This is a genomic window from Commensalibacter papalotli (ex Botero et al. 2024), assembly GCF_947179115.1.
Taxonomy (GTDB): domain Bacteria; phylum Pseudomonadota; class Alphaproteobacteria; order Acetobacterales; family Acetobacteraceae; genus Commensalibacter; species Commensalibacter papalotli.
Genome location: NZ_CAMXCI010000002.1, coordinates 329,930 through 356,792, shown reverse-complemented (window position 1 = coordinate 356,792; position 26,863 = coordinate 329,930). Strand labels below are relative to the sequence as shown.

Here is a 26,863-nt window from a genome sequence, read left to right as displayed (position 1 = left end):
AAACACCCCAAAACTAATCTCTCAGTCCCAAGACAAATACGCTACCAGCATATCCCCTTCTCATCCTATTTACTTGTCAATGAACACCCCAACACTCAGTCGGAAAGTATATTACGCTAACATCGTCGGCGTGAAGACTTATCTACACAAAAGATTATAACTAATCAACCCTTATTTTTAATTTTTTTATTTTTTTTTGTTTTTCTATAATTTTGACAAAATTTTAATTTTTATAAGTTCAGACATTAACCTTAATAAAGGTTTTAATCTTTAATGAATCTTTTGTTTTCTTATATTGCTCAACCTCATCAAACTTTACACTCGCTACCGATTGCGATTGAGATAGCGCGTAAACACCCTAATATCAAAGTGCATATTGCGTGCACTACTCATGAACACTTAAATTATATTCAGTCTATTATTGCTTTATATCCCAACACCAATTTGCATTATCATCTTTTTTCCCTTCCAAGTCTTGTTCGTAAAAGGATTAAGCTGCATGGAACCAATGCAATTTTAAAGTTGCTAACATTATATTTAAACCGTGATCTCTTTCAAAAATTTTCAGCTATTATTGTCCCTGAGAGAACCTCCCTTTACTTAAAGCAATTTGGAATTACCAAACCGAAGCTCATATGGACTCGTCATGGTGCAGGAGATAGAGCAGTCGGGTTCGCAAAAGATGTGCGTAAATTTGATTTTATCCTGATGGCAGGTGAAAAGATTGAACAAAGATTACTACAACAAGACTCTCTTCATCCTGGACGATACCAAACAGGGGTGTACGCGAAATTTGATATTGTTCATATATTAAGGAAGCAACCTCAACCTGTTTTATTCAACAATGACAAACCTACCATTTTGTATAACCCGCACTTTAAACGACATTTATCCTCTTGGCATAAATTTGGACATAAAATTTTAATACAATTCGCTGAGCAAAATCACTATAACCTTATTTTTGCGCCACACTTTAGACTGTTTTACCCCCCATCACCGAAAGATTACGAGGTTTTTGCAGCTTACAAACAGCATCCTCATATTTTAATTGATCTCGGAAGTGAACGTAGCATAGATATGACATATACAATCGCAGCAGATTTATATTTAGGTGATGTCAGTAGCCAATTATATGAATTCCTGATTAAATTAAAACCATGTGTATTTTTAAACGCTCATAATATTCACTGGAAGCGTAATGAAAATTATCAATCTTGGGCTTTGGGGCCTGTTATATCCTCGCCTAATCATATTATTAAAATAATCAATGAAGCATTTATCTTACAAAAAAACTTTCTTCATTTACAAAAAGATTATATACGCAATACATTTGGAACATTAAACTGTCCCACTGCACACATTGGGGCAAAAGCAATTGTTGATTATCTAAAAAAAGCGTAAGATAAACAGAGTATAACAATTGTTTGTATAAACTTGGTGGAATTTTAATTGTGGAAATAGCAAATTATCCAACTCCGACTGAATCTGGCTTAAAGCGACGTCTAGGTGAATTTACTTCTCTTGCTGAGGCTTTAGATTATGCAGCACAAGGTCAGTCTGGAATTAATTTTTATTCAGCCAAAGGAGTTTTATTAGAATCACTTCCTTATTCTTTGTTAAAAGAACAAGCCAAAGAAACAGCTGGAAAACTATTAACTCTTGGCCTTAAAAAAGGGGATCGCGTTGCTGTTATTGCAGAAAGCGATAGCGATTTCAGTCGCATCTTTTTTGCTTGCCAATATGCAGGTCTTATCCCTGCTCCTATGCCTTTACCTGTAGCGTTTGCTGGCAAATCTGCATATATTAATACATTACGTGGCATGATACACAATGCCACAGCTAAGGCAGTCATCACCGCACAAACCATACAAAGTTGGACACCAGAAATTATTGATGGGTTCTCATTATGTTTTGGTGGTACTCCTGAAGAACTTATGGCTATCAAAGCTGATAAAGATATTGAATTACCAATTATTGATAGTGATGATATTTCTTATTTACAATTTTCATCTGGCAGCACACGTTTCCCAATGGGTGTTGCTGTGACACAAAAAGCGTGTCTGGCAAATGTATATGCCATTGCAAAATATGGTTTAGTGGTCAGAGAAACTGGCGATCGCTGCGTTTCTTGGCTACCTCTTTATCATGATATGGGATTAGTTGGTTTTTTCATTACTCCAGTAACCTGTCAACTAAGTATTGATCTACTCCCAACAAGAGATTTTGCCAGAAGGCCGCTTGTTTGGTTAGATATTATCAGTCGCAACAAAGGCACTTTATCTTACAGTCCATCTTTTGGATTTGAGCTTTGTGCACGCCGAGCACCCACATCAACTATGGAGCTAGATCTTTCAAGTTGGAGAGCTGCTGGAATCGGCGGTGACATGATCCGGTCTCATATTCTAGAACAATTTGCCATACAATATGCACAATATGGTTTCAGTCCAAAAGCTTTTGTCGCCAGTTATGGTATGGCTGAAGCAACACTGGCTTTAACCTTTGCTCCTTTGGATACTGGGGTAAAAACAGATACAGTTGATTTGCATATTCTCGAAACAGATGGAATTGCTAAACCTTGCAACGATCCTCATCAAAGTGTTCGCACGTTTGTATTATGTGGCCCTATTTTACCTGGCCATGAAATGGAAGTCCGTGATGAGCAAGGAAATATTTTACCAGAACGTCATGTTGGAAGCGTTTTCGTTCGTGGACCCAGCTTGATGAAAGGTTATTTTCATCAAGAAGAAGAAACCAAACGTATTTTAAGTGCTGATGGTTGGTTGAGAACTGGTGATCTTGGCTATATGTTAAATAATGAAATAGTGATTACAGGACGTGAAAAAGATCTAATCATTATTAATGGACGTAATATTTGGCCTCAAGATTTAGAATGGTCCGCAGAGCATCATTTTACAGCACTCAGAAGTCGTGATGTTGCTGTTTTTTCTGTAGATACCGATGAGCACGAATCCATCGTAGCATTAGTACAATGTCGCTTTCTTGATCCTCAAGACCGTCAAACATTGCAAGAAGAAATGGTCAATCTATTCAGACGTCAACACGGGGTTGAAGTCTCTGTAATCCTAGTTCCTCCGCATAGTTTACCTCAGACATCATCAGGGAAACTAACCCGAGCACGTGCGCGCAAAATGTTATTGGATGGAGAGTTTAATATAAGCGCCTAAGCTTTTGATCAAAAGGCTGGTTGTAGAATTAAAAATAATCAGCCATTATTAATATAATCTAATTATAAAGGGTATGCCGTCATGACTGAAACGATTGAAAGCGTTTCTCAAACGATTATAGAAACACTCATGGAAAATCCAAAAGTTCCACGTAATATAACTCCAGATAGCAAAATTATCGAAGACCTAGAATTCGATTCGTTGGCTGTTATGAATTTTGTTATGGAAATTGAAGACAAATTGGATGTCTCTGTTCCTTTGGATCGTTTAACAGACGTTCGCACAATTCGTGATCTTGCCGAAGCCATTATTTCATTAAAGTAAAAAGCTCAATTTTTATGGATATTTTTACCAAATTTAAAACGCTTGAAACTGCCTTTGCACATCTCTCATCTATATCAGAACATAATCCTTTTGGTACTACGATTGAAAAGATGATTTCGGCTACAATCGGAATCATTAATGGTAAAGAAACTTTGCTGTTTGGCACAAATAATTACCTTGGCCTCAGCCAATCAGATGCTGCACGTCATGCTGCTGCAGATGCAGCAATGCAATATGGGGTTGGCACGACAGGTTCACGAATCGCTAATGGTACTTATTCTTTACATCAAGAATTAGAACAAGATTTAGCAAAATTTTTTAATCGTCGTTCTTGTATGGTGTTCTCTACAGGATATCAAGCAACTTTGGGTATGGTCTCTACCCTTGCAGGAAAAGACGATTATCTGTTCCTAGATGCTGATTGTCATGCAAGTATTTATGATGGCAGTCGTATGAGCCAAGCTCAGATTATTCGCTTTCGCCATAATGACGCTGATGATTTGCGCAAACGTATGCGCAGGCTTGGCGATATTCCTGGCATTAAGCTGGTTGTCGTCGAAGGCGTTTACTCTATGTTTGGTGATGTTATTCCACTAAAAGAATTTGCCCAAGTTAAAAGAGAAGAAAATGCTTATTTAATGATTGATGAAGCACATTCTTTTGGTATTTTTGGTGAACATGGCCGTGGAATTGCTGAACGAGATCAAGTAGAAGCGGATATTGACTTTACCGTTGGTACATTCTCTAAAAGTCTAGGTACCGTTGGTGGATATTGTGTTTCAGATCATCCACAAATGGATCTGTTACGCCTTTGCACTCGACCTTATATGTTTACAGCGTCTTTACCTCCTGAAGTAATTGCTGCAACCAAAGCTAATCTGGAGATTATCAAGAATCATCCTGAGTTAATGCATAAACTAATGGATAATGCATCTCGGTTCTATCATGCATTACAAAGTGCGGGCTTCTTAACAGGACCTGATATTAGCTCTGTCATCTCTGTAATTTTAGAAGATCTTGTTCAAGCCTCTCGTTTTTGGAATAGAGTCTTAGAATTGGGGGCATATATAAACCTCAGCCTGCCTCCTGCAACGCCTGACAGTCGCCCATTATTGCGCGCAAGTATTGCTGCTGCACATACAACTGAACAAATTGACAAGCTTGTACAAATCTATATCCAAGCCGCTCAAGATGTGGGCGTTCCTTTGAAAAAAAATTAACGGTTAAAAACACCCTGGCGATAAAGTTTTATTAGAATCCAGGGTGCGTTGATTAAAGGATGTTTCTTTTGAAACGGTGTTAAATTCAAATCTATCCCTTGATGTCGCTTGATTTTCCAAGCAATATATTCAGCACCACCTTGAAATGTAAATGCTGCCTTCATAAGTCGTGCAATATTCAAAGGACGACCCATTTTTTTCCTAAAGTTCCATTTTTTATAAGCAGTTTGTCGCTCTTTATCCGAAATATTTACTGTAAAATAGTTTGTTTGTGAGTGTTGAAAAGGAATCGATAACCCTTTCCAACCGACTTCTAACAACTGAATAAAATAATCTTCTCTATTCTCTAAAATAGACATAGGACGATTTTTTGCTTCTACTCGTAATTCTGCACTATAGGTATGCGCAAATAAATTACACCAAAATTCTTCACCGTTTGCTTCTTTGGGACCCAAATATGCAGCCCACCAACTAGCGGTTGCGACAGCACGAACGAGACAGCCAAACAAATCTTGGCAAGCTTGATCATTCCTGCTCCACATAATTTTAACAGGTTGGCAAAACCGTGCCCACATAGTGGTATCAATGGATTGCAATCCTGTTGCTTGCCTTAACTGCTTTAACGATAGAATCGCTACTTTAGCCCTTAAAACAACCTCGCCTTCTTTATATTCATGATATTCGATATTAGGAGGTAACAGCACATTAGCAAAATAGCGGCCCGTTTTGTCATTATACCAATCACTTAGATCTTCACATACAATATAAAAATCTAATAACCCTGTTAAATCTTGCTTCCACAAACTCGACCCATAATACAGAACTCCTATAGGGTTCCTCTCTTTTATAATGGATTTAATAAAATTAAAGACACATGTGGGTATAGTATTCAGTTGAGTAACGATATCTGAAAGTATGGTCATCGACATAAGGAACAACTATAAACGTACAAAAGAAAATTCAGGGCCAACCGAGAAATAAACCTCATGATTATCCCCTGTATCATAATGCTCGCCATCAAGAATAATCTCTTGTTGAATATTCATAGCGATTCGCTGTGCAACTCCACTTTGATAGGAAGGGCTATTACGCAACCACATTGGAGTCTTTCCACGCAATAACGTAAAACATGCAGATATAAGTTTAGAAGGATAAGCGTTCACATTTAGATAATGTAACCGTTGATCATCATATTTCCCTCCCCAAAAAGGCCACATACCACTGGAAAGGCTTTGTAATGTTGTCGCTAAAAATAAAAAACTATTCTCTTTAGTAACTTCCTGTTGGTCATATTGTATCTGGCAAGGCTCACCTTTTAACCACAAGTCCCGTGTTTTAGGCGCAAATAACTTTAGCAAGGCAAAAAGAATTGTAATACCAACAGCCCAATCATGAGCAAAATTCTTAAGAATTTTTGGATCATGGGCTATATTAATCGCTCTCGTAAAAGCAGCAGTACCTGAAAACATCCCTAATACAGCTGGCCTTGAAGAGTCTAACCATTCTATTTTTAATGCATGACGATGTTGTACAGAGTTAATTAAACGCTCTCTTTCCGATAAAATTTTAACTCGTTGTAATGCTTCCATTCCACGAATCCCAAAACCTATATCTTTGGCAATTAAATTAGTATTACCCGAAGGCAAAATAACCAGTTTCGGTAACTTATCTGGTGGATAAGCATGATAAATAGCCGTCATCACCTGACTGATCGTTCCATCCCCACCATCAACAATAATACATTCTATATTCTCTGATGCATATTGAGACAGCATACTATTTAATTGTTCTATGGTGTTTGGCACACAATAGCGATGTCCTAGCCAACTTGACGCAAATTCCGAGAAATCTGGGTTTTTATTTTGATTTAGTCGACTGGTTGGATTTCTAATCAAAGCAATTTTTTGGGTCACAAACTGTTTCCAACATTCTATAGATCTTGTTTTTCAGACAGAAGCATCGTAATAAAACATTCGTATATATTAAACGCTTTATATATACTTCTTTTGTCTTTTATGAAAAATTCAATAAAAAAATCAACTATATTCTGGCAAACTTATATATTATTATGATTGAAAGATCATCAGCTAAAGGATAGTTACTTTTGAAACGCTTTACGATTGCTCATATTTCTGACCTTCATTTACCTATAGAGACGCTTCAATTTTCAAAGCTATCCCTTTGTAATAAACGTTTTTTAAGCTTCTTATCTTGGCAAAAGAGGCGGTTAATTTTACAAAAGAAGAATCTTGATCTTGTCATTCAAGATATGCAAGCCAATCAGCCCGATCTTGTTTTAATTTCGGGAGATTTAACTAATCTTGCTTTGCCAGAAGAATTTAAACAAGCCGCAGACTGGTTACATCAATTATCTTTTCCGAATATTCGCGTTGTGCCAGGAAATCATGATTGTTTGGTTCAAACACAATGGTATAATACACATGCCTATTGGACCCCTTGGACAAAGGCATATCGTCAGGATGATTATCCAACCATTACAAAAACAGATACAACGGCGATTATTGGAGTCTCTACTGCTGTTCCAACATTACCTTTTTTTGCCAGTGGATATATTGATCAAAATCAATTAGAACGTATTAAAGAAGCTTTACACAAAGCAAAAGAAAAGAAATTATTCCGTATTGTTATGTTACACCACCCCCCTGTCTCTGGTATTACCAAAGAAAGAAAAGCTTTGAGAAACAGAAGTAAATTAAAAGAAATCATTCTTGAAGAAGGCGCAGAAATGATTCTGTATGGCCATACTCATAAAACTACGACGCAAAAGTTTCTTAATACCAATATTCCAATGCTGGGGATTGCCTCGGCGTCATCAAATGCAGTTCGTATGCAAAGACAGGCTGCATGGCGAAAAATTGTTATCGACTCCCATAATGATCACCTTCACGTTAATTTTTCAGTCAGATCTATAGATAAAAACCAACAATTTATCGAAAAATCTTGCTTTTATCTAAACCACCAACTTTAGTTTCTCCCCTTGTCAAATAATAACTCATCCTCACATCATAAAAATTTTTTTTGGTCTCGTCCTATTCCTGGAACTTTGGATCATTATTGTATATATCTGGCATTACCGACATTTCTAATTGCACTTGGGATTATCCTTGCAGCATTAATGCTTGCACGGTTACTTGTATTGCTTGATCTACTGGCTTCAGATAACAGCCCTCTTAGTACTTTTTTAGGATTACTTGCTGATCTTGTTCCCCATTATCTAGGATTAGCTATTCCAGCAGCACTTTGTGTTGCTGTTTTCTCCAGTGTGCGGCAAATGAGCATTAACAACGAAATTGATGCTTTATTGAGTTCTGGGATTTCCTTGTTACGTTATTCGCGCCCTTATATCTTAAGTGGAATCGTGGTTAGTATTTCATGTATTATTTTATATGGTTACATCCAACCTTATGCACGTTATGATTTTCGTGCTGCTTATTTTTACGCGTCGCATGCTGGTTGGGTTCCCAATATACAAAGCCATACCATTGTTAAACCAAGCGATAATCTTGTGATGGTTGTAGACCAAGCTACAGATCACGGCACACACTTATCTGGTGTTTTTATTCGTCAAAAAACATTTAATGAGAAAAAAAAACCAATCGAACATATTATTATTGCTAAAACAGGTACATTTTATACAGCTGACAACCGTTCTAAAATACAGCTAAATTTATACAATGGGCAAAACTTGACTTTAACCTCAAACGGTAAAAATAATATTACTGATTTTACGCAGGCAGAAAAACAACTAAAACAAGAAGGAAAGAAGGTTATCTTTCGCAATCGTGGAGATGATGAAAGAGAACTAACTATTGTCGAGCTTTATCAACGGTTACGATATCCTACTAATTTTGTTGACGTATCGACGGGCAAAATTAAAATATTAGATATTAAAGCAGAATTTCACTTTCGCCTTGTAAGGGCATTATCAATTTTATGCATCCCCCTTCTAGCAACAGGGTTAGCCATTATTAAAAAACGTAAAAAACGTAATTGGGGGGCACCATTAATTGCTGCAGTAACTTTAGTAACATATGATCATATTCAACAATTAGGATCTGAATTGGTTGCATCTGGGCATCACTCAGCACTGATTGCTTTATGGCTGCCTTTGTTCCTTTTTTTCATTCTTTGTTGCGCTATATTACGTTTTAAAAGTGGTTCTTTAGGACTTTCTTTCAACTTTTTATTAAAACGTCCCGCTAGTCTTATAGGTAAATAATGAAAAATATGTTTAAACAACATCAGTTGATTATTTATCTTTCTGCACGACTATTAAGTACAGTTTTAGGGTCTGCACTGATATTAACCATAATTATGGAAGCCTTAACCCTTCTTGAACAAATGTCTCCTATTTTAGAAAGACATTTAGGATGGAAAGGAATAGTCCATTATATGGGGCTCCATTTACCTTTACTTTTTAGTTCTGTTCTACCTTTAAGTATGTTAATTGGTTCCATTGTTATGTTAACGCAGCTGACTTTAAACAGTGAGATCACTATTTTACGTTCAGCTGGATTATCAACTGTGGGGCTGATAAAAAAACTATTACCTGCAACTTTGTTACTTGGTGTCATCTGTTTTATTTTTCATAACTATATTACACCGAAAACAGAACTAAATTTAGCAATTTGGTGGAATAAAACCAACCTAACTCCTCAGCAGGATAAAGAATTTTATTTTTATCAAGGTTTAGATATTATAAGTGTTAATTATATTGCTTATGGTGGTAGTACCATATCTGGTTTAACAATTTATAAACGTAAAGATTTATCTCACCTCGAAGCTATTTATACTGCGGAGACAGCAGAATATAAAAATAAACAATGGACTCTTGTTAATGCCAAAGTACTTCATATTGCACCAGGAACACCTCTTGAATATACAGATCTTACCAAACCAGAGGATAAAATCTGGGAAACTTCTTTAACACCTCGTACTTTAATAAACCTTTCTATGCCCTCATTGCCACAAACTCTCCATAATATGTTTTTACAATTATCTGATAAGGTCGAACCTTTTCGTACCCCAACAAATATAATTAAAACAACCATATGGGCACGATTATTTTTGCCTTTTACATTTATAATAATGTTAATCGTCGCCATACCAGTCATATTTATCCCACCGAGAGCTGGATTAAAAAGTTGGTTGCCTATATATTGTCTAGGAGCAGGATTGTTATTTATTATTTTTCAGGAAGTTCTACGAGCTTTAGGTAAAGCTGGGACATTGCCTGCACCGTTAGCAGTCATTCCTTCGCTCTTAATATTCATCTTTGCAATGAGTGCTATTATTTTAATGATTGAAGAAAAACCATGAAAAACCAATCTATTCTCGAAATCATGCGCAATAAAGATCTCAAATCTGGGCGCAGCTACGATCTAGGTAAAATGAACTTAAAAGAATTATGGGTCGCCTATCTAACACACGGCACCATTTTGCTTTATTTTGGCCTTATTCTCGCCAGTATTGTGGGTGTTTACTATACATTCACAGGATGGGTTCCCGTTATTAGTGCCGTTTTGTTAATGATTTTCGGCTTCCCTTTGATTTGGTATATTATCCATCGCTGGATTATGCATGTTTCTATTTTATATCGTATCAAATGGACAGCTTCATTATGGAAAAGAATCCATTTTGATCATCATCAAGACCCACATCTATTAAATGTTTTATTTGGCTCTCCTTTGAATACACTTCCAACGATTTTAATTGTTCCAGGTGGACTGGGATACCTTGTTGGTGGATTCCCTGGCTTTTTTGCTGCAATAGGAACTGCTCTTTACATGTCTTGCTTTTATGAATTTTTCCATTGTATTCAACATCTTGGGTATAAACCAAAATCAAAATATGTTCTTCATATTAAACAAGTCCACGTTTTACACCATTTTCATGATGAAAAAGGCAATTACGGGATTACTAATTATTTTTGGGATAAGCTATTTGGGACTTATTATGAAGATGCAAAAAGTCGTACTCGTAGCCCAACCGTATTCAACATGGGATATGATATAAAACAGGCTGAACACTATCCTTGGGTAATGCTTAAAACGGGTGCACCCCCTCGTGATCGCCCTGCAGGCTCTAATTTTCGTGGTCAGAAAAAAGCCGCAGCTGAAGAAAACCAAAAGGCTGCTTAGGATAAAATATGAAACGTGAAACTGTTAATGTTTTAATTTTAGCTGGATCCAGAGAAGGCAAACAAGATCCTCTGGCAAAACAAGCCCACGTTTCTCACAAAGCTATTCTTCCTATATTGGGACGACCAATGATTCATTACGTCGTCCAAGCTTTGTCTCAAATCAGCCAAGTTGACAAAATTGCTGTTATTATTGAAAACAAATCAATTGTCAAAGATATCCTACCTGAATATATTCACTATTTACCTGCGGCTCTTGGCCCCAGTGACAGTGTAATTGAGGCTATTAAGGAATTAGGGACTCCTTTACTAGTAACAACAGCCGATAATCCGTTATTAAAGCCTGAATGGGCTGATTTTTTCTTAAAAGAAGCAGAACGGGCACAATGTGATGTTGCTGTTGGTGTTGCATTAAAAGAGCAAATCGAAGCCGACGTGCCCGATACAAAAAGAACTTATATCAATCTTGCTGATGGTTCTTTTTCAGGATGTAACTTATTCTTATTCAGAACACCCCAAGCCATACAAGTCGCACGATTATGGCAAAAACTTGAGCAACATCGTAAAAAACCCATCAAAATGGGATGTTTGTTAGGATACCCAATTATTTTACGGTATCTATTAAAATGCCTTACGCGCAATGCACTTAAAAAAAGAATTTATAAATTAACCAAAGCGAAAACACATTTTATATTTATGCCTTGGGGGCAAGCCGCTGTTGATGTCGACAAACCCGAAGATTTAATTCTCGTAAATAAACTTATTCAAGATTAAATGCTTTGATGCGCATCGCATATATTATTAACTCTCTTGAAGGTGGTGGAGCAGCCTTTCCCGTCCCTTCTATTTTGTCTTTGATGCGTGACTATGGCGCTGAGGTGAAAGTCTTTGCTTTGACGCAAAAAAATGGTAAAGCTTTACCTGCTATACACAAAGCAAATATACCTGTCTCAATAAGAGAGGGTGGTATCAAAGATCACTTTCAAACATTACTTTGGCTTAACCAGCAGATTCGCAACTATAAACCTACTCACTTATGGACCTCTTTAACCAGAGCCACTTTGTTAGGGCAACTTGTAGGATTGAGACACAATATTCCAGTTATAAGTTGGCAACATGCAGCCTATTTAAAACCTTGGAATCTTCGACTTCTCAAAACAACTCGCTCTTTCTCTAAATTATGGTTAGGTGATTCTCAAAGAGTTACACAATTTACACAACAACGCCTACATATTCCTAAAGAAAAAATAATGACTTGGCCTATTTTCAAGGCAAATCCAAATGTTTTGAAGGCAAAAGTTTGCCAATCAGATCATACTGTAAAAATCGTTTCTATGGGACGATTACATCCTGTCAAAGGCTATGATATTTTAATCCAAGCTTGTCATTTATTAAATCAATACTCAAACGTTCCTGCTTATCATATTTCTATTTATGGGGAAGGGATTGAATATAAAAATTTATATAATCTTATCCATCAATATCAATTACAAAACCATATTGAGTTAAGGGGATTTACCTCTTGTGTGGCGCAAACTCTCTCCCAATATAACCTTTATGTTCAGCCTTCTCGTTCAGAAGGTTTTTGTGTTGCTGCTCATGAAGCTATGCAAGCTGGGTTACCTGTCGTAGCCAGTGCTGTTGGTGAGTTACCTTTTACTATTGAAAACCATAAATCAGGCCTAACTATTTCTCCAGAGAATCCGTCTGCGTTAGCTGATGCGTTATACAAGTTGCTTCTTCAACCACAAGATCTTTATGCGATGGGACAGCTAGCCAGAGAAACCGTAATCACACAATTTTCAACAAAACATTTTAATACGATCGGATTTGAAGTTTTTAACCGTATGCAAAGTTTTACATCTACATAAAATATGCAATATTAATAACGCTAATCTTTTATTTGCTCAAAATTATAAGCCCCGCAATAATCCCAATTTCTTTTTTGCGTGATAACCAATATCTATCTTTAATCGCTCTATTGGAGATACTGCCATCTTCTTGGCATCGATCAAAGTATATTCCCCCATAGCACTTAATGTATGAACACCTTGGCAGTAATCTTGAAATATTGAAGCCTGTGGAAATAATTGATTTATAACATGAGCTTCAAAATCATCTGGTGTTAATTTTGATATTCTCAGAAAAGATAAACTTCCTCCATAAGTCTTTGTACAATCTTGGGTTGGTAAAATAATGTCACCATTAATTACTAAAACACTACCCCCTGGTCGAGAGCTAGAGGGTGTTATTCGAACAGGATTACATGGATGTAACTGCCATGGACCTACTAGACTTTCAGAATACGCAACAGATAATACACTTTGACGACTATAACCTGAATCGGCAGGCGTATAAAACATCCACCAAAGACCATTATGGAAAAAGACACTCGGATCAATAACAATGTCTGGGAAAGAAAATTCTTGAACTGGTTGCCATTGATAAGGAAATAAAGTCGCTTTGTATAATGTCGTTTTTCCAGATTTAAATGCCTCAGGCAACATATAGATATTGCCTTTATCTTCTATTAAAATTGGATAAGACAAGTGCCAAGCTTCCTCAAGAACCAAGGCTCTATCTAACAGCTGCATTGATTTATTATAAACCAGGACTTCTATACGTCCGTGCCGATCCCTGTAATTATAACTTTCTGCAAAAACGTAAAGTTTTTCATCTAAACATAAACCAAAAGGATCTGCTAAAAACTGAAAGGCTGGTTCTTCATCCAGCCAATGCACATGATCAACGCCTTTTGTCACGACCTCAGCCATTGGCGCTTTGATAATGCCTAAACGCCAGATATCTGTCTCATAAATCGACACGCTTAATAACCCTATTACTCTTTAATCTCGGTTAAAAACAAAATTTGCATAGGACGCTCTAAGTAAGGCTCAACCGTTTTAGAAAGATTTAAAAAATGATCTGTTTGCATATGTAAATCAAAAGCTTCTTGATTGGCCCAATGCTCAATAAATACAACACGATTTTGATTGCCTCGTTCAAAATGAGCTGCATAAAATTGGTTACCCTCTTCTTGACGGGTTAAAGCAACACATTCATTAACAACAGCAGAGATCTTTTCCCATACATCTTGTTTTAAATCTAGCGTGGCGATTAATTTAAATTCTTGTGACATTATTTATTCCTTCTCAATATTTAATTTAACACAGTGTTTTTCTATTAAACACCTATCTTCTATTGATATCCAACTTTAAAAAGCATAAACTTTATGTTTAAAATTGATATACGCCATCATTTATTCAAAATGAACTTGTAAATTTCATTCACTTTTAACATTTTTTTAGCATAACAGAAACTATATATAATGATTACTTCCATTCTATATTTTTTTGAAATGCTCATCTTGAAGGTTAACTTATTATGACGGACGCCCTTTCTCATCGCTTTGAAGCAGCACAAGCTATTGTTCAAAAAGCCGCTGAAATGGCCTTGACAATGCGCCCTCCTCCAGGAGGCCCTCAAGGATCGCTGAAACATGCACAAGACTGGTTAACTGAAACTGATGGCAAGGTTGAAGCCTTTATTTCTGCTGAAATAAAAAAACTTTTTCCTGAAGATGGGTTTCAAGGTGAAGAAGAAGGTGAAACAAGAACTGGTGCTTTAAGATGGATTGTTGATCCAATTGATGGTACGTCGAATTATGCCAGAGGCCGTAACCGATGGTGTGTTTCCTTGGGGCTCATGGAAGGCAATACCCCAATATTAGGTATTATTTCAGCACCACCTGTAAAAGAATTTTACACTGCTAGACTTGGACATGGTGCCTTTATGAACGGTAAACAAATCCACGCTTCACCAGTTACCGATCCTAAAATATCTATGGTGGAATTAGGTTGGAGTCACGTCAGTAAAAAAGAAGATTTTTTAAAATACGCCAATGCTATTCTTGAAACAGGTGCTATGATCCGCACCCTAGGATCAGGAACAATGTCTTTGGTCGATGTTGCAAGCGGCAGGCTGGATGGGCATTTTGAAATGTCTATTAATTTATGGGACGTTGCTGCGGCACTGGTTTTACTGCAAGAAGCAGGAGCAAAAGTTTCTCCATTCTTAAAAGACGGGGGATTACATCAACCAACACCTTTATTAACCGCAGCCCCTGGTTTAGCTGATTTACTATCAAGCACCATAAATATGCCATTAAGTTCTTCTTAATTCATATTATCTTGAACCTTATTTACGTTACTTTAAAAGATGAAACACATTAATTCTTATAAATATCTTTCTCTTTGCTTTACCGCAACCCTTGGTCTGATGTTGGGAAATGGCGCATATGCAAGCACAAAATCAGAACAATCCCTAGTTGATCATGCAACCTTGGCCGTTCAAGACATTTATAGTGGTGTCTCTACTGATGACAAGCTTTATAATAGACTTAAAGAAGCAAGAGCTGTCATGATATGTCCATCTATTACGCATATTTCTCTAGTTTTTGGTGGCTCTGGTGGAAAATGTGTTCTTTTATCCAGAGATGCGCAAGGCTCTTGGTCTAGCCCTGCATTTTATCAGATGTCCAGTGGGTCTTTTGGAATACAACTAGGTGTCGAAAATACAGAAATTATGCTATTTATTATGAACGAGACCAGCTTACGCTCTCTTTTAGATAGCCAATTTACAATGGGTGCCGCTGCTGCTGCAACGGCTGCAAACGCCAATAGCAGTGCTGATAGTGGTGCATCCAATATTTATACAATTCAAAAAAGTTCTGGATTATTTGCCGGTGCTTCTTTGAAAGGGTCTAAGCTTAAAATCAACAGTAAATCTAATCATAATTATTACAATGAAACTGTAGGGCCAGAAGACATTGTAATTGCTATGCGCGTCAATAATTCTGGGGCAGATCCGCTGCGTCGAATTTTAATGAAACTGAGCAGCGAAGCAACTACATCAACAAAAGCTACAAAAACAAACGTAAGCAAAAAAAATGATAGTGATAACAATGACATAGATTCTGGTGCCATTAAACTGGCACCTAGCGGAGGTAGTGGCAGCATAAAATCAGAAAATCTAGCACCACCCCCAGCTACAAAAAAATATTAATTTGATCGATAGCCAAGGTAGTCTTGGCTATTTTTTTTGCTTACGCAAAGCAACATTATGATTATGTTCACTTAAAGAACTTGAAAAACTATGCCCTCCTGTTCCATTAGCAACAAAATATATCATATTCCCATCTGCAGGATGCGCGACAGCCTCTAACGCTGCTTTACCAGGAGAGCAAATTGGAGTTGGAGGTAAGGCATCCGTCCAATAAGTATTATAAGGACTTTCTATTTCCCAATCTTTTCGCGTCAACAATCGATCTAGTTTACCATGACCATCAGTTAAAGCATAAATTACTGTAGGGTCAGACTGTAACCGCATCTTTTTTTGCAAACGATTAATAAAAACACGTGCAATCATTGGTCGTTCCCTAGAAACAGCTGTTTCTTTTTCCACAATAGATGCAATGGTTAATAAATCTTGCGGCGTTTTAACTGCCTCTAAGGGCTTTCTATCTTTCCAAACCTGATTTAAAGTTTTTTGTAGAGCATCTTGCATATGTGCCAATAGCTTTTCTCTAGAATAGCCAAACTCATATGCATATGTTTGTGGTAAAATACTCCCCTCCGCTGGAACCTCTATCTTTCCTACTAAAAAAGGGGCTTGATTGATTAAATCTACAACTTGATATCTAGTTAATCCCTCAGGAATCATTAATTCATGTTGTACAGGCTTTGCATGACGCAAAATTTGTAAAATTTGTTGTATAGAAGCTTGCTTAGGAATAGAAAATTCAGCTGCACGTAATGCACCCTGATCCGCCGTTATTCGAACAGCGGCTTGAAAGACAAATTTATTAAGAAAACCTTGAGCAAGCACATGCTCTTTTTGCAAATGGCTTAAAACAGTATTAGTATTTCCTTTTGGAATAACAACATTTTTAGTTGCTTCTAATATTCCTGGTTTAGAATAAATACTTTTACCAAAGACAAAAACAACCCCAAGGAAAACCAGCAACGCGCCCAAAACAATGACGAATTTACGCATACTGATTATCCTTGAAGTAGTTATTTTTTAAACTTTTTTAAACAACAAAGAAGCATTTGTTCCGCCAAAACCAAAGCTATTCGATAAAGCAATATTCACTTGGCGTTGTTGAGCTTCATGTGCGACACGATCGATAACAGTTTCCTGTGATGGGTTATCAAGGTTCAACGTGGGCGGCACTACATTATCACGAATAGCAAGTAATGAGAAAATTGCTTCTACTGCCCCTGCTGCACCTAATAAATGACCCGTAGATGTCTTAGTGGATGACATTGCTAGTTTTTTTCCAGCATCACCAAAAAGACGTTCAACAGCCTCTAGCTCTAAATCATCAGCTTTGGTAGAGGTTCCATGAGCATTAACATAGTTAATATCTTCGACTGAAATCCCTGCATTTTTAATAGCTGCACGCATTGCTCTATAAGCACCATCATGACCCTCGGCTGGTGCAGTAATATGGTAGGCATCACCAGACATTCCATATCCAATGACTTCTCCATAAATCTTTGCACCACGCGCTTTGGCATGTTCATATTCTTCTAGTACAACAATGCCTGAACCTTCACCCATAACAAAACCATCTCTGTCCTTATCCCAAGTACGAGAAGCTTTTGTTGGGGTATCATTAAATCCCGTTGATAATGCCCTTGCAGAAGCAAAACCAGCGATTCCCAACGGACACACTGCAGCTTCGGCACCACCAGCAACCATTACATCAGCATCACCCAAAGCAATTAATCGGCTCGCATCCCCAATAGCATGAACACCAGAAGCACACGCCGTTGCAGCAGCATGATTAGGACCTTTAAAGCCATATTTTATAGAAACATAGCCTGAAACTAAATTAATTAAAGAAGATGGTATGAAAAACGGAGAAATTCGGCGGCTTTCTCCTTCATGAACCTTCACTGAGGCTTCATAAATCGTTTGTAATCCACCAATACCAGAACCAATCATTACGCCTGTCGCACAACGTTCGTCTTCTGTTTGTGGCATCCATCCAGAATCCTCAACAGCTTGCATCGCTGCAACAAGACCTAAATGAATAAAACGATCCATCTTTTTTTGATCTTTAACGGGGATCCATTCCCCAAGATCCAGCTTACCTTCACTTTTCGTCCCGACAGGCACTTCACCCGCAACACGGGCAGGAAGGTTAGATGCGTCAAAGCTGGAAATAGCGTTAATACCGCTTTGACCAGCAATCAGACGATTCCATACGTTATCAATACCAATTCCAAGAGGACTAACGATCCCCATACCAGTAACTACTACTCGACGCTGAAAAATTGATTTATTTTCTGCCATCTGGTTAACCTATACGCCTCTTGAAATTAAGTGTAATTATCTTGAAAACTAAGCTGATTGCTTTTGTTTTTCGATATAATCAATAGCATCTTTAACAGTTGCAATTTTTTCAGCTGCATCTTCTGGAATTTCAACACTGAATGCTTCTTCAAAAGCCATAACTAATTCAACTGTATCCAAGCTATCTGCGCCCAAATCATCAATAAAAGAAGCTTCTGGTGTTACTTTTGCTTCTTCAACACCAAGATGTTCAACAACGATTTTTTTAACTTTATCGGCGATATCGCTCATCTAATTTAATTCCTTCTGCTTGTTATAAGCAATGATTATAGTGGTCTTAACTCTGTTATATTTCAAAGGCTTGCTGTCATAGCAAATCTTTATTATGCAACATATCAGCAAGGGGCATATCACATTAATGATAAATAGCCAAGCCAAACTTAATATTTACATATCCTTAGTCTATAAGTAACCCAATAATTCTTTATTAAGATAACGTCAATATATGATTTTTACAACACCTGGTTGCTTAAATCATTGCCATCCCTCCATTCACATGAAGTGTTGAACCTGTAACCCATTGTGCTTCATCAGAAGCCAAGTAAATAACAGCTGCAGCAATATCTTCAACTTTACCCATACGCGTACAAGGAATTTTTTCCAATAGTTTGTCGCGTTGTGCTTCTGCCAATTGATCGGTCATGGCCGTTTCAATAAAGCCAGGGGCTACCACATTTACTGTGATTCCACGACTGGCCACCTCTAAAGCCAAAGATTTACTCATCCCAATCAGCCCTGCTTTCGCAGCAGAATAATTAGTTTGCCCTGCATTGCCTGTTACACCCACAATAGAGGCAATATTTATAATACGTCCATAACGACGACGCATCATCCCTTTAACCGCAATCTGACTTAAACGAAAAGGAACTGATAAATCCACATCTAAAACAGTTTGCCAATCAGCCTCTTTCATTCGCAATGCCAATGCATCTCTGGTTAATCCCGCGTTATTTACCAAAATATCAATAGGAGCATCAAAAAGAGTTTCAGCGTTGGGGATTAACGCAGCGACAGATTCTGAATCTGTCAAATTCGCCACTTGGATTTTAGCTTTTTCTTCGCCACCCAACTGTTGTTGCACTTCTTTAAGCACGCTTTCTCTGGTGCCTGACAAAACAACTTTTGCCCCTTGAACAATAAATGCTTTTGCAATAGCACTACCAATACCACCAGATGCCCCGGTAACTAATGCAACTTTACCTTCTAATCTAAACATAACAATTCCTCTGATTAGCTTTTAGAATTTGAAAAAATAGAAACAAATTGATCAATATCAGCAGGTTCCCCTATGGAATATACTTGACGATCTTTGGCAGTACGGCGCATCAGATTGGATAATACTTTACCTGACCCTATTTCAAAAAAAACTTCTACCTCTTTATCGATCATAAACTGCATTGTCTCGGCCCAACGAACTGGTGCTGTTACTTGCTTAACCAATAGTTCTTGAATTTCTGGAAGGCTCGTATAAGGTTGAGCAGTTACATTTGCCAAAACAGAACAATTATACGGTTTTAACAAAGTATCAGAGAGTGCCTCTTGCATTTTTTCTGCTGCTGGGCGCATCAAGGGACTATGAAAAGGTGCTGAAACGGTCAACTTAACGACTCTGCGAATCCCTTGTTCTGCTGCAAAAGTTATTGCACGATCAATCGCATCAATATGCCCAGAAATAACCACCTGACCTGCACCATTATCATTTGCAACAGCAACTATAGAATTAGGTTCACTACTATGAAGGCAAATCATTTGGGCTTGCTCCATATCTGTACCTAGTAGCGCTGCCATTCCGCCCGTACCTTTGGCAAGCGCATTTTGCATGGCATCTCCGCGCAAACGTAACAAGGATGCTGTTGTCGCAAAATCAAATACACCTGCCATACATAAAGCAGAATATTCTCCCAAAGAATGCCCTGCTGCAAAAGCTATATTTTGAGCAAGATTTAACCCTGCCTCTTTTTCCAAAACACGAATTACAGCCATTGAATGCGCCATTAATGCGGGCTGAGCATTTTGCGTCAGCATCAACTCATCCTCTGGTCCGTCCATCATTATTTTAGATAAAGGTTGTTTTAAAGTTTCATCAAGCTCTTGAAAAACCTCACGTGCTATCGGAAAAGCTTTAGCAAGCTCTTTACCCATTCCAACATATTGGCTACCCTGACCAGGGAAAAGAAAAGCACAAACCGTCATTAATTATTCCTAAATTCAACTATAAAATAATAAATTATTAAAAACCAAAATCAATAAAGTAAAATACGAAAACTATTCCATACTATTGCAGGAATTTCACGTAAACGCCAGCTCCAGCATTTATAAAAATTTCGAGAAGCATTTCCTAATGCTGCCACAGAGCGCGTACGCCACCCTGATAAATAGAGCAACCAACAACATCGAGGCAGATGATATGCATTTGAAACAACAACAATACGCGTTTTCTTTTGTGAGAAACCCAATTTAATTAATAAAGCACTGCACAAAATAACAGATTCAATTGTTTTAGCTGCTTTATCTTCACAAATAATCTGATCTTCATTTACGCCACTTTGTATCAAAAGACGCTTCATCATTTCTGCTTCAGTTATTCCTTGTTTTGGATTTCCACCAGTGACAATATATAAAGATGACAAGGATGAATTTCCATAGGCAACCGCAGCCTTAACCCTGGCAATCAAAACATTTTGTGGCGTTCCATCCGCTTTTAATGCTGCACCAAAAACAAGGATCGGCTGCCTGTTCATTCAGAAACTCTGACAAATAATTGGTTAATAGATCGTAATTTTTCAAAGGTTTCTTGCCACAATGGCAATATTTTTTTCTCTGGCACACCTCTAGCTCGAACAACTTCTATAATTTCACCCAAAGAACGCTTCCCATCAATGAGTCCCAAAAATCCCCTGGCTTGAGCAGGCAATGGAATCATCACTGTTAATGTACCAAAAGAAAATGGCAGTAAATTAGAGGGTAATATTTGATTGGCCAAGATGTCTCCTGGCATTTCCCGCATAAAAGGAATCGATTCTAGATCTAATGGATCCACAAAAGATAACTCATCTTCAGACCTACGAATATAAACAACATGTGTTGCCATATTGCCTACCAACCCTTCGGCAACAACCGCTTGCGTACGCAAATCAAGTTGTTCTACTCTTTCACGGAATTTAGGATCGGTAATGAGATATTTGGGATCATAACGAGCAGGCTCAATAAAAGCATTAATTTCAAAACCCGTTTGCTGAATAAGATCCCACAACGCATCAACAGTATAAGCACGATCTCTTGGATTAAGGAGCAAGTCATACAACCCAGCATCACCACCTGTTAAATGATCGCCAAAATTTTGATTAGCACGCAACCACGCTGTTTGCGGAAGATGACGCATAATCCGTTTCGCCATCTCTAAACGTTGAGCTGGTTTTTCTTGAATTGGAGCAAGATATGAAAGCGCATCTTGAAGCATATATACGCCAGTACGACCATGTGGAGCATAAACCATTAAACCTATGCCACCACCAATATTCAATGTCCCTTTTAAAATACGTAATGCTTTGTCAGGATCAGGTAAATGGTGCAATACGCCGCAACAATCAATATAATCAAACTTGCCCAGATCAAGACTAGGCAAATCAAAAATAGACCCCTGCACAAAGCGTAAGTTTGTTAACTCACGCACCTTAGCACGTTCTTTGACAATATTTAAAACAGCCTCGGCACGATCAAGACAAACTACTTCACCAGCACAATTTTGACGGCTTATTTGTTGAGCCATCATAATGGCTGCATCCCCAGTGCCACATCCAGCAACTAATATTTTCAATGGGTCTGTTGCTTTTCTGTAACCACCAAAAACCCAATAATCAATCTCGTTCAAATGACTAGGACTGCCAATAAATAGACGTTTCTTCTCATCTAGTGGATTACGTTCTGGGTAAGGATACGCTTCGTATTGTTGTGCAAGACTGATATCTTGTTGATCATGTTCTGTTGTCATTATGTTCTTACTACCAACTTTCCACGTTGCCAAGCTTCTGCAGCTTCATGTGCATCCATACCATCAACACGCATTGCTTGTTCCATAAGTTTAATCACTTGATTTCCCAGAGTCATTTCTTCAAGCTCATCAATCAAGTCAGCCCCCAAAGAATCAATAAGATCTTTTTTAACCAAAATTACGGCCTTTTGTTCCTCACTTAATAAATTCTTGGGATCCTGCAATTTATACATCATATCGGAATCTTCGATAAAACTTGGGGAGTATAAGGCTATTATTTTATTCTCTTGAGAACTCATAATATCTTTATATTGACTGATCGCCTCTTCATCAGGGATGGCTTTTAAACTATACCCTGCATTTATTAACCCGTAACTTTCAAAAACCAACTGTAAACGATTATAAATAGTTTCTGGCACAGTAACCTGTCGATCAATTTCAGAGAGTAACCCCAATTGGTCAATAAAAGTCGCTCGATCTTTGAATTTTGTTGGTAAAGCAAGGAATAAAGAGGGTTGATACAAATTTCCAATAGCTTTCATAGAAGAAGCAGAATTTAGCGTATCTTGATGCACATCAGGTGTCCATAGCGTCGTGAATATATCTATCCCTCCAGAACTCAACTCTTGGAACATAGCTGCATTTTCACCTGTGATCAGCTCTATATCCATAATGCCATGAGCCTCTAATACACGCAAAACAGCTGCTGCTGCTGCTTCATGAACAGGAATATCAAAAAAACCTAATGCCAAACATTCTTGATCCACTGTGTCTCTACCTCGCTTTTAAAATTGATACTTATGGACTTTAAACTAAGCCCGAAATTTGTTTGGAATATGATTTATGCTGAAACTTTATGATCGTCATCATCACTTTGGCAAAAAATTCTTGAAACTTTGTCGAAGGCATCCAGCCAATTGTTTTAAACACCATATTCACGACACGCGTTACGTGATGACGTTGATATAATGGCGCCGCTTTATCCATATAAAGTGCTATACAACGTTTATGATTATAGGGCATTCCCTCGGGTTCATTCGTAATATGATATGCTGATGCTAATTCATCATCTTGACTTTCAACGATACGCCCCAATGCAATTTTTGCACGCGCCCATTTTGATAAATTATCTTGATACAAAAATCGTTTCATACAATCATAGAATAATTTATAATGACGAAACTCGTCCCCTGCAATTTTACGACAAATTTCCTTTAATACGGGTTCCTTTACATAATCTGCCAAAGCACTATAATATGATGATGTCCCAACCTCTACCATTGCACGAGCAATGAACTCTCCAGTATAAGAACCACGAATAGAGTTATCGGTGTTCAGGTCAATTTTATAAAAATCTTTAAATCGATCAAAGCTTTTATGATAATCCCAATTTGGATCAGCCATCATCGCCCATCGACCCAATACCTCACCATGTTGAACTTCTTCTGTTTCCCATTGTTGGAACAGTTCCATCAACTCGGCATCATGGGCAAAGACATTATTTAAATAAACTGTATAATCTACGCTGTTGCGCTCAACCACCGAAGCCGCTTTGATTAAAGGCACAATTTTTGGATCAATAAGAGACGGATCAAACCGATCCCATTTGATTTGCTCAATATCCCAATGTTTCATAATTTCATACCTTGAAAATTAATGATATTTTTATTCTTTAAACTATATAATTTTGAAAGCTATAGGGCAAAAGAAAATATCGAAAATAATTAAGCGTATAATTTATAAGACGAAACAAAGCAGGTCTCAACTTTTTGAGGGGAAACAGGCGTTTTATCCCACTGGGGGCAACGATCTTTATCGATAACGCTAGCCCTGACCCCTTCTATAAAATCAGGACACCATATTAAATGACTGATAATATTTAAATCTTGTTGCAAAGCATTCCTTAAATTAGCAGGTTTTTTATGCCAAACTCGATAAGTAACCTGTAAAGAAAAAGGACAAGCTTTCAAAATTTCTTTTAAATCTTCTTTAGCCCAAGACAGCTGGCTTCGCTTTAATCTAGCAATAATAGTTTCAACATCAGGGGAATTATAAATTGTATTAATTTCTTGCAATAAAGCTGGTTTGTATTCTTTATCACGTTTTAGAGAACCAAGAACATCATCAACCTCTCTTTTTTCAAGCTGTGTTAACAAAACCTGAATAATAGAAGAAGAAACTATATAATCCGCAAAACCAAGAATAACAGCTTCTTCTGCATGAAATGATTTTCCTGTTAACATCATACGCAACCCAGAATAACCAGGTGATTTAGCAAATAAACAGTTACTGCCTGCATCTGGAGTAAGGCCTATTTTAACCTCTGGCATAGCCAGAACAGCACGTTCTGTAACTATTCGATGAGAGGAAAAACAGCCAATACCAACCCCTCCCCCCATCGTAATACCATCCATTATACTGATAATAGGTTTGGGATAACGAGCAATATAATCAACCAATTGATAATTATGTAAAAATATATCAACAGCCTGTTCGTATTGACCTGCTTTTACAAAAGAAGCTACTTGGCGAATATCACCACCTGCACAAAAAGCTTTTGAATGAGAGCTGTTAATAACAACAGATTTTATTAAACGATTAGTTTTCCAATCTTCTAACTTGGTAATAATCTCTTGCTGAAGCTCTGCATTGATTGCATTCAATGTTTTAGAACGATTTAAGGTTAAAATCCCTAAACATCCTTTTTGCTGAATTATAATCAACCGATTCATACAACCCTCTGCCCGTTTTATTACTAACTTTATATATCTTAGTCATAAAACTAGCCTTATATAGAATGAATTAAATTTTACTATCCCTTAGCCTATAAAAACATATATTTTATATTTTACTTTATTTTAGCTATTTATTTTAATAAATATTTTCTTAAGTTATCTTAAAACCATATAAAGCACTATTTGATCAAAGCAAATCAACATCATATCATTTAAGGATATCCCAATGCTTGCCCACGAACCCCCCTCTGACGATCTTACAACCACAGAGGCTTTTCCTATTCGCCATGATTGGACCAAAGAGGAAGTAACCGCTCTTTTTGCTTTACCTTTACCTGAATTAATGTTCAGAGCCCAATCGGCACATCGCCTTCACTTTGACCCTACAAAAATACAAGTATCGACTCTGCTTTCTATTAAAAGTGGCGGATGTCCTGAAGATTGTGCTTATTGTCCCCAGAGTGCAAAACATGAAGAAAAAATCAAAGCTGATCGTTTAATGGCCGTTGATGAAGTTCTAAAAAGAGCACAAGAAGCAAAAGCCGAAGGCGCAACACGTTTTTGTATGGGTGCCGCCTGGCGTTCACCCAAAGATCATGATCTTGAAACTGTTTGTGCAATGATTGAAGGGGTCAAAGAGCTCGGCCTTGAAACTTGTGTTACCTTAGGCATGTTAAATCTAGAGCAAACATTAAAACTTAAAAAAGCTGGGCTAGATTATTATAACCATAATTTAGATACTTCCGAAGAACATTACGAAAAGATCATCTCTACACGCACCTATCAAGATCGTTTGGATACGTTGGCTTTTGTTCGAGATGCAGGCATCAAAGTCTGTTGTGGTGGAATATTAGGAATGAACGAGGATGAAATTGATCGTGCCAGCATGATTAAAAGTCTTGCAAATCTGCCTAAACATCCAGAAAGCGTTCCCATTAATTTGCTTATCCGAGTAAAAGGGACACCTTTGGAAAATGCCGAAACCATTGATCCTTTGGATTTTGTACGCACCATTGCAGTCACTCGCATCGTCATGCCAAAAAGTTACGTACGCCTTGCTGCTGGGCGCACAGAAATGAGTGCTGAAATGCAAACATTATGTTATTTAGCTGGCGTTAACTCGATCTTTCTTGGACAACGTCTATTAACCTGTCCTAATCCAGAAAAAAGCAGTGATTTAACACTGTTCAAGAAACTGGGATTACAAATCGCGGATCAAAACGTTAACGCATCTGTTTAAGTTAGAGGATCTTGATTAAAACCAAGATCCTGTTATTTTTGTTATGGCTTGTTATTATGTGTTGATTATGAGTTATACCGCATTAATATATAATTATTTCTTTTAATAAATGAAATTTGTCATGAAAAAAAACTATACTTATTTTATCTTTTATTTCTCTTCCACTCACTGCGATAGCTACTGATAAATCAGAAAAGATGATTGATACAACTATTGATGCTGTTGTAAAGAAATTTGGCCCTAGTTTCTGTGATAAAACGATCAAAGGGCTTAGAGTAACAGCAAACCGTATACAGAATTGTTATCAACAAACCCCTAAAGACAGTAATGATTATGAGCAATGTATCTTGGGAGATGAAGTGCTTACCTCCATCATTCAACCAATGCGCGCCATCTCAGGAGCAATGGGGCAACCAAAGCCTCTTGATGATATGGCATTTTACTCGACCGAAGCAATTCTTAACAGGGCCGACGAAATCAATGCTTATCCTAAATATAAAAACTTTACTGACAAACAAAAAACAGATTATCAGGAACAATCTGTAAAAGCATTTTTTGATAAAGCAAATGCGAGTTGTAAATAAAG

At 37.4% G+C, this 26,863-nt stretch carries 28 protein-coding genes; 14 read left to right on the top strand and 14 right to left on the bottom strand.

All coding sequences use genetic code 11. The features are described from left to right. The first annotated feature begins 273 nt into the window (after positions 1-273). From QMN76_RS06925 to spt, 4 genes are all read left to right on the top strand, one after another. Positions 274-1,401, top strand: coding sequence for a sensor domain-containing protein (locus QMN76_RS06925; RefSeq protein ID WP_282023902.1), 1,128 nt, complete (start codon positions 274-276; stop codon positions 1,399-1,401). A 50-nt stretch (positions 1,402-1,451) separates the two neighbouring features. Continuing rightward, the gene (locus QMN76_RS06920) at positions 1,452-3,185 is read left to right on the top strand and encodes a fatty acyl-AMP ligase (protein ID WP_084051582.1); all 1,734 of its coding nucleotides are present in this window, start codon (positions 1,452-1,454) and stop codon (positions 3,183-3,185) included. Between the two features lie 81 nt (positions 3,186-3,266). Next, positions 3,267-3,509 carry an acyl carrier protein gene (locus QMN76_RS06915; protein ID WP_034339289.1) on the top strand — a complete coding sequence of 81 codons (243 nt, stop codon included), beginning with the start codon at positions 3,267-3,269 and terminating at the stop codon, positions 3,507-3,509. A gap of 14 nt (positions 3,510-3,523) precedes the next feature. Beyond that, on the top strand, positions 3,524-4,729 hold the full coding sequence (gene spt, locus QMN76_RS06910; protein ID WP_034339291.1) for a serine palmitoyltransferase: 1,206 nt from the start codon (positions 3,524-3,526) through the stop codon (positions 4,727-4,729). Here spt and QMN76_RS06905 read toward each other — a convergent pair. Together QMN76_RS06905 and QMN76_RS06900 are read right to left on the bottom strand one after the other, a co-directional pair. After that, the gene (locus QMN76_RS06905) at positions 4,726-5,532 is read right to left on the bottom strand and encodes a hypothetical protein (protein ID WP_051461996.1); all 807 of its coding nucleotides are present in this window, start codon (positions 5,530-5,532) and stop codon (positions 4,726-4,728) included. The two genes, spt and QMN76_RS06905, sit on opposite strands and share 4 nt — an antisense overlap. Positions 5,533-5,667: 135 nt before the next feature. Then, positions 5,668-6,642, bottom strand: a complete 975-nt coding sequence (locus tag QMN76_RS06900; protein ID WP_034339295.1) for a diacylglycerol/lipid kinase family protein — start codon at positions 6,640-6,642, stop codon at positions 5,668-5,670. A gap of 191 nt (positions 6,643-6,833) precedes the next feature. Between QMN76_RS06900 and QMN76_RS06895 the strand changes: the two genes are divergently transcribed. Genes QMN76_RS06895 through QMN76_RS06870 form a run of 6 tightly spaced genes read left to right on the top strand, consistent with a single transcriptional unit; the run spans position 6,834 to position 12,760 of the window. Next, a complete protein-coding gene (locus tag QMN76_RS06895; protein ID WP_282023903.1) occupies positions 6,834-7,718 on the top strand; it encodes a metallophosphoesterase family protein in 885 nt (294 codons plus the stop codon). A 9-nt stretch (positions 7,719-7,727) separates the two neighbouring features. Continuing rightward, positions 7,728-8,969, top strand: coding sequence for an LptF/LptG family permease (locus QMN76_RS06890; RefSeq protein ID WP_282023905.1), 1,242 nt, complete (start codon positions 7,728-7,730; stop codon positions 8,967-8,969). Continuing rightward, on the top strand, positions 8,969-10,069 hold the full coding sequence (locus tag QMN76_RS06885) for an LptF/LptG family permease (protein ID WP_282023907.1): 1,101 nt from the start codon (positions 8,969-8,971) through the stop codon (positions 10,067-10,069). The genes QMN76_RS06890 and QMN76_RS06885 overlap by 1 nt, the downstream gene beginning before the upstream one ends. Then, positions 10,066-10,890, top strand: coding sequence for a sterol desaturase family protein (locus QMN76_RS06880; RefSeq protein ID WP_235176825.1), 825 nt, complete (start codon positions 10,066-10,068; stop codon positions 10,888-10,890). Before QMN76_RS06885 ends, QMN76_RS06880 begins: the two co-directional genes overlap by 4 nt. 8 nt (positions 10,891-10,898) lie before the next feature. Then, the gene (locus QMN76_RS06875) at positions 10,899-11,663 is read left to right on the top strand and encodes a nucleotidyltransferase family protein (RefSeq protein WP_034339297.1); all 765 of its coding nucleotides are present in this window, start codon (positions 10,899-10,901) and stop codon (positions 11,661-11,663) included. Between the two features lie 8 nt (positions 11,664-11,671). Beyond that, positions 11,672-12,760 carry a glycosyltransferase gene (locus tag QMN76_RS06870; RefSeq protein ID WP_282023909.1) on the top strand — a complete coding sequence of 363 codons (1,089 nt, stop codon included), beginning with the start codon at positions 11,672-11,674 and terminating at the stop codon, positions 12,758-12,760. 42 nt (positions 12,761-12,802) lie between these two features. Here the strand turns inward: QMN76_RS06870 and QMN76_RS06865 are convergent, their stop codons facing one another. Both QMN76_RS06865 and QMN76_RS06860 read right to left on the bottom strand, forming a co-directional pair. Further along, positions 12,803-13,714, bottom strand: a complete 912-nt coding sequence (locus tag QMN76_RS06865) for a glucosamine inositolphosphorylceramide transferase family protein (protein WP_282023910.1) — start codon at positions 13,712-13,714, stop codon at positions 12,803-12,805. Positions 13,715-13,728: 14 nt separating this feature from the next. Then, on the bottom strand, positions 13,729-14,028 hold the full coding sequence (locus tag QMN76_RS06860) for a putative quinol monooxygenase (protein ID WP_282023912.1): 300 nt from the start codon (positions 14,026-14,028) through the stop codon (positions 13,729-13,731). Positions 14,029-14,273: 245 nt separating this feature from the next. Here QMN76_RS06860 and QMN76_RS06855 point away from each other — a divergent pair, with 245 nt between their 5' ends. Both QMN76_RS06855 and QMN76_RS06850 read left to right on the top strand, forming a co-directional pair. Beyond that, entirely contained in the window at positions 14,274-15,068 is a 795-nt protein-coding gene (locus QMN76_RS06855; protein ID WP_034339303.1) for an inositol monophosphatase family protein, read from the top strand. 39 nt (positions 15,069-15,107) lie between these two features. Next, the gene (locus QMN76_RS06850; protein WP_084051556.1) at positions 15,108-15,953 is read left to right on the top strand and encodes a lipid-binding SYLF domain-containing protein; all 846 of its coding nucleotides are present in this window, start codon (positions 15,108-15,110) and stop codon (positions 15,951-15,953) included. A 27-nt stretch (positions 15,954-15,980) separates the two neighbouring features. On the opposite strand, the gene mltG is transcribed toward QMN76_RS06850, so the two are convergent. From mltG to QMN76_RS06800, 10 genes are all read right to left on the bottom strand, one after another. Continuing rightward, positions 15,981-16,943 carry an endolytic transglycosylase MltG gene (mltG, locus tag QMN76_RS06845; protein WP_282023915.1) on the bottom strand — a complete coding sequence of 321 codons (963 nt, stop codon included), beginning with the start codon at positions 16,941-16,943 and terminating at the stop codon, positions 15,981-15,983. Between the two features lie 27 nt (positions 16,944-16,970). Beyond that, entirely contained in the window at positions 16,971-18,251 is a 1,281-nt protein-coding gene (gene fabF, locus QMN76_RS06840; protein WP_034339308.1) for a beta-ketoacyl-ACP synthase II, read from the bottom strand. 48 nt (positions 18,252-18,299) lie between these two features. Next, positions 18,300-18,542 (bottom strand): acyl carrier protein, encoded by a 243-nt coding sequence (locus QMN76_RS06835; RefSeq protein ID WP_008854809.1) that lies wholly within the window; start codon positions 18,540-18,542, stop codon positions 18,300-18,302. A 238-nt stretch (positions 18,543-18,780) separates the two neighbouring features. After that, positions 18,781-19,527 (bottom strand): 3-oxoacyl-[acyl-carrier-protein] reductase, encoded by a 747-nt coding sequence (fabG, locus tag QMN76_RS06830; RefSeq protein ID WP_282023921.1) that lies wholly within the window; start codon positions 19,525-19,527, stop codon positions 18,781-18,783. A 14-nt stretch (positions 19,528-19,541) separates the two neighbouring features. After that, complete coding sequence (gene fabD / locus QMN76_RS06825) at positions 19,542-20,504, bottom strand: ACP S-malonyltransferase (protein WP_282023922.1); 963 nt, start codon at positions 20,502-20,504, stop codon at positions 19,542-19,544. Between the two features lie 50 nt (positions 20,505-20,554). Then, entirely contained in the window at positions 20,555-21,052 is a 498-nt protein-coding gene (locus tag QMN76_RS06820; RefSeq protein WP_034339319.1) for a YdcF family protein, read from the bottom strand. Further along, positions 21,049-22,302: a class I SAM-dependent methyltransferase gene (locus QMN76_RS06815; protein ID WP_282023923.1), complete on the bottom strand. Its 1,254-nt coding sequence runs from the start codon at positions 22,300-22,302 to the stop codon at positions 21,049-21,051. Before QMN76_RS06815 ends, QMN76_RS06820 begins: the two co-directional genes overlap by 4 nt. After that, positions 22,302-23,069, bottom strand: a complete 768-nt coding sequence (locus tag QMN76_RS06810; protein ID WP_034339324.1) for a glycine betaine ABC transporter substrate-binding protein — start codon at positions 23,067-23,069, stop codon at positions 22,302-22,304. Before QMN76_RS06810 ends, QMN76_RS06815 begins: the two co-directional genes overlap by 1 nt. Before the next feature lie 40 nt (positions 23,070-23,109). Beyond that, the gene (locus QMN76_RS06805; RefSeq protein ID WP_282023924.1) at positions 23,110-23,937 is read right to left on the bottom strand and encodes an acyl-ACP desaturase; all 828 of its coding nucleotides are present in this window, start codon (positions 23,935-23,937) and stop codon (positions 23,110-23,112) included. Positions 23,938-24,026: 89 nt separating this feature from the next. Continuing rightward, positions 24,027-25,034 (bottom strand): enoyl-CoA hydratase/isomerase family protein, encoded by a 1,008-nt coding sequence (locus QMN76_RS06800; RefSeq protein WP_282065876.1) that lies wholly within the window; start codon positions 25,032-25,034, stop codon positions 24,027-24,029. 229 nt (positions 25,035-25,263) lie between these two features. On the opposite strand from QMN76_RS06800, the gene bioB reads away from it, so the two are divergent. Both bioB and QMN76_RS06790 read left to right on the top strand, forming a co-directional pair. After that, entirely contained in the window at positions 25,264-26,277 is a 1,014-nt protein-coding gene (gene bioB, locus QMN76_RS06795) for a biotin synthase BioB (protein WP_034339330.1), read from the top strand. A 197-nt stretch (positions 26,278-26,474) separates the two neighbouring features. Next, positions 26,475-26,861, top strand: coding sequence for a hypothetical protein (locus QMN76_RS06790; RefSeq protein WP_282023926.1), 387 nt, complete (start codon positions 26,475-26,477; stop codon positions 26,859-26,861). The last annotated feature ends 2 nt before the right edge of the window (positions 26,862-26,863 follow it).

Bases quoted from the DNA above. Each gene is read 5' to 3' on its own strand.
- QMN76_RS06925 (WP_282023902.1), top strand. From the start codon at position 274: ATGAATCTTTTGTTTTCTTATATTGCTCAACCTCATCAAACTTTACAC.
- QMN76_RS06915 (WP_034339289.1), top strand. From the start codon at position 3,267: ATGACTGAAACGATTGAAAGCGTTTCTCAAACGATTATAGAAACACTC.
- spt (WP_034339291.1), top strand. From the start codon at position 3,524: ATGGATATTTTTACCAAATTTAAAACGCTTGAAACTGCCTTTGCACAT.
- QMN76_RS06885 (WP_282023907.1), top strand. From the start codon at position 8,969: ATGAAAAATATGTTTAAACAACATCAGTTGATTATTTATCTTTCTGCA.
- QMN76_RS06880 (WP_235176825.1), top strand. From the start codon at position 10,066: ATGAAAAACCAATCTATTCTCGAAATCATGCGCAATAAAGATCTCAAA.
- QMN76_RS06875 (WP_034339297.1), top strand. From the start codon at position 10,899: ATGAAACGTGAAACTGTTAATGTTTTAATTTTAGCTGGATCCAGAGAA.
- QMN76_RS06870 (WP_282023909.1), top strand. From the start codon at position 11,672: ATGCGCATCGCATATATTATTAACTCTCTTGAAGGTGGTGGAGCAGCC.
- QMN76_RS06860 (WP_282023912.1), bottom strand. From the start codon at position 14,028: ATGTCACAAGAATTTAAATTAATCGCCACGCTAGATTTAAAACAAGAT.
- QMN76_RS06855 (WP_034339303.1), top strand. From the start codon at position 14,274: ATGACGGACGCCCTTTCTCATCGCTTTGAAGCAGCACAAGCTATTGTT.
- QMN76_RS06850 (WP_084051556.1), top strand. From the start codon at position 15,108: ATGAAACACATTAATTCTTATAAATATCTTTCTCTTTGCTTTACCGCA.
- mltG (WP_282023915.1), bottom strand. From the start codon at position 16,943: ATGCGTAAATTCGTCATTGTTTTGGGCGCGTTGCTGGTTTTCCTTGGG.
- fabF (WP_034339308.1), bottom strand. From the start codon at position 18,251: ATGGCAGAAAATAAATCAATTTTTCAGCGTCGAGTAGTAGTTACTGGT.
- QMN76_RS06835 (WP_008854809.1), bottom strand. From the start codon at position 18,542: ATGAGCGATATCGCCGATAAAGTTAAAAAAATCGTTGTTGAACATCTT.
- fabG (WP_282023921.1), bottom strand. From the start codon at position 19,527: ATGTTTAGATTAGAAGGTAAAGTTGCATTAGTTACCGGGGCATCTGGT.
- fabD (WP_282023922.1), bottom strand. From the start codon at position 20,504: ATGACGGTTTGTGCTTTTCTTTTCCCTGGTCAGGGTAGCCAATATGTT.
- QMN76_RS06820 (WP_034339319.1), bottom strand. From the start codon at position 21,052: ATGAACAGGCAGCCGATCCTTGTTTTTGGTGCAGCATTAAAAGCGGAT.
- QMN76_RS06815 (WP_282023923.1), bottom strand. From the start codon at position 22,302: ATGACAACAGAACATGATCAACAAGATATCAGTCTTGCACAACAATAC.
- QMN76_RS06805 (WP_282023924.1), bottom strand. From the start codon at position 23,937: ATGAAACATTGGGATATTGAGCAAATCAAATGGGATCGGTTTGATCCG.
- QMN76_RS06800 (WP_282065876.1), bottom strand. From the start codon at position 25,034: ATGAATCGGTTGATTATAATTCAGCAAAAAGGATGTTTAGGGATTTTA.
- bioB (WP_034339330.1), top strand. From the start codon at position 25,264: ATGCTTGCCCACGAACCCCCCTCTGACGATCTTACAACCACAGAGGCT.
- QMN76_RS06790 (WP_282023926.1), top strand. From the start codon at position 26,475: ATGATTGATACAACTATTGATGCTGTTGTAAAGAAATTTGGCCCTAGT.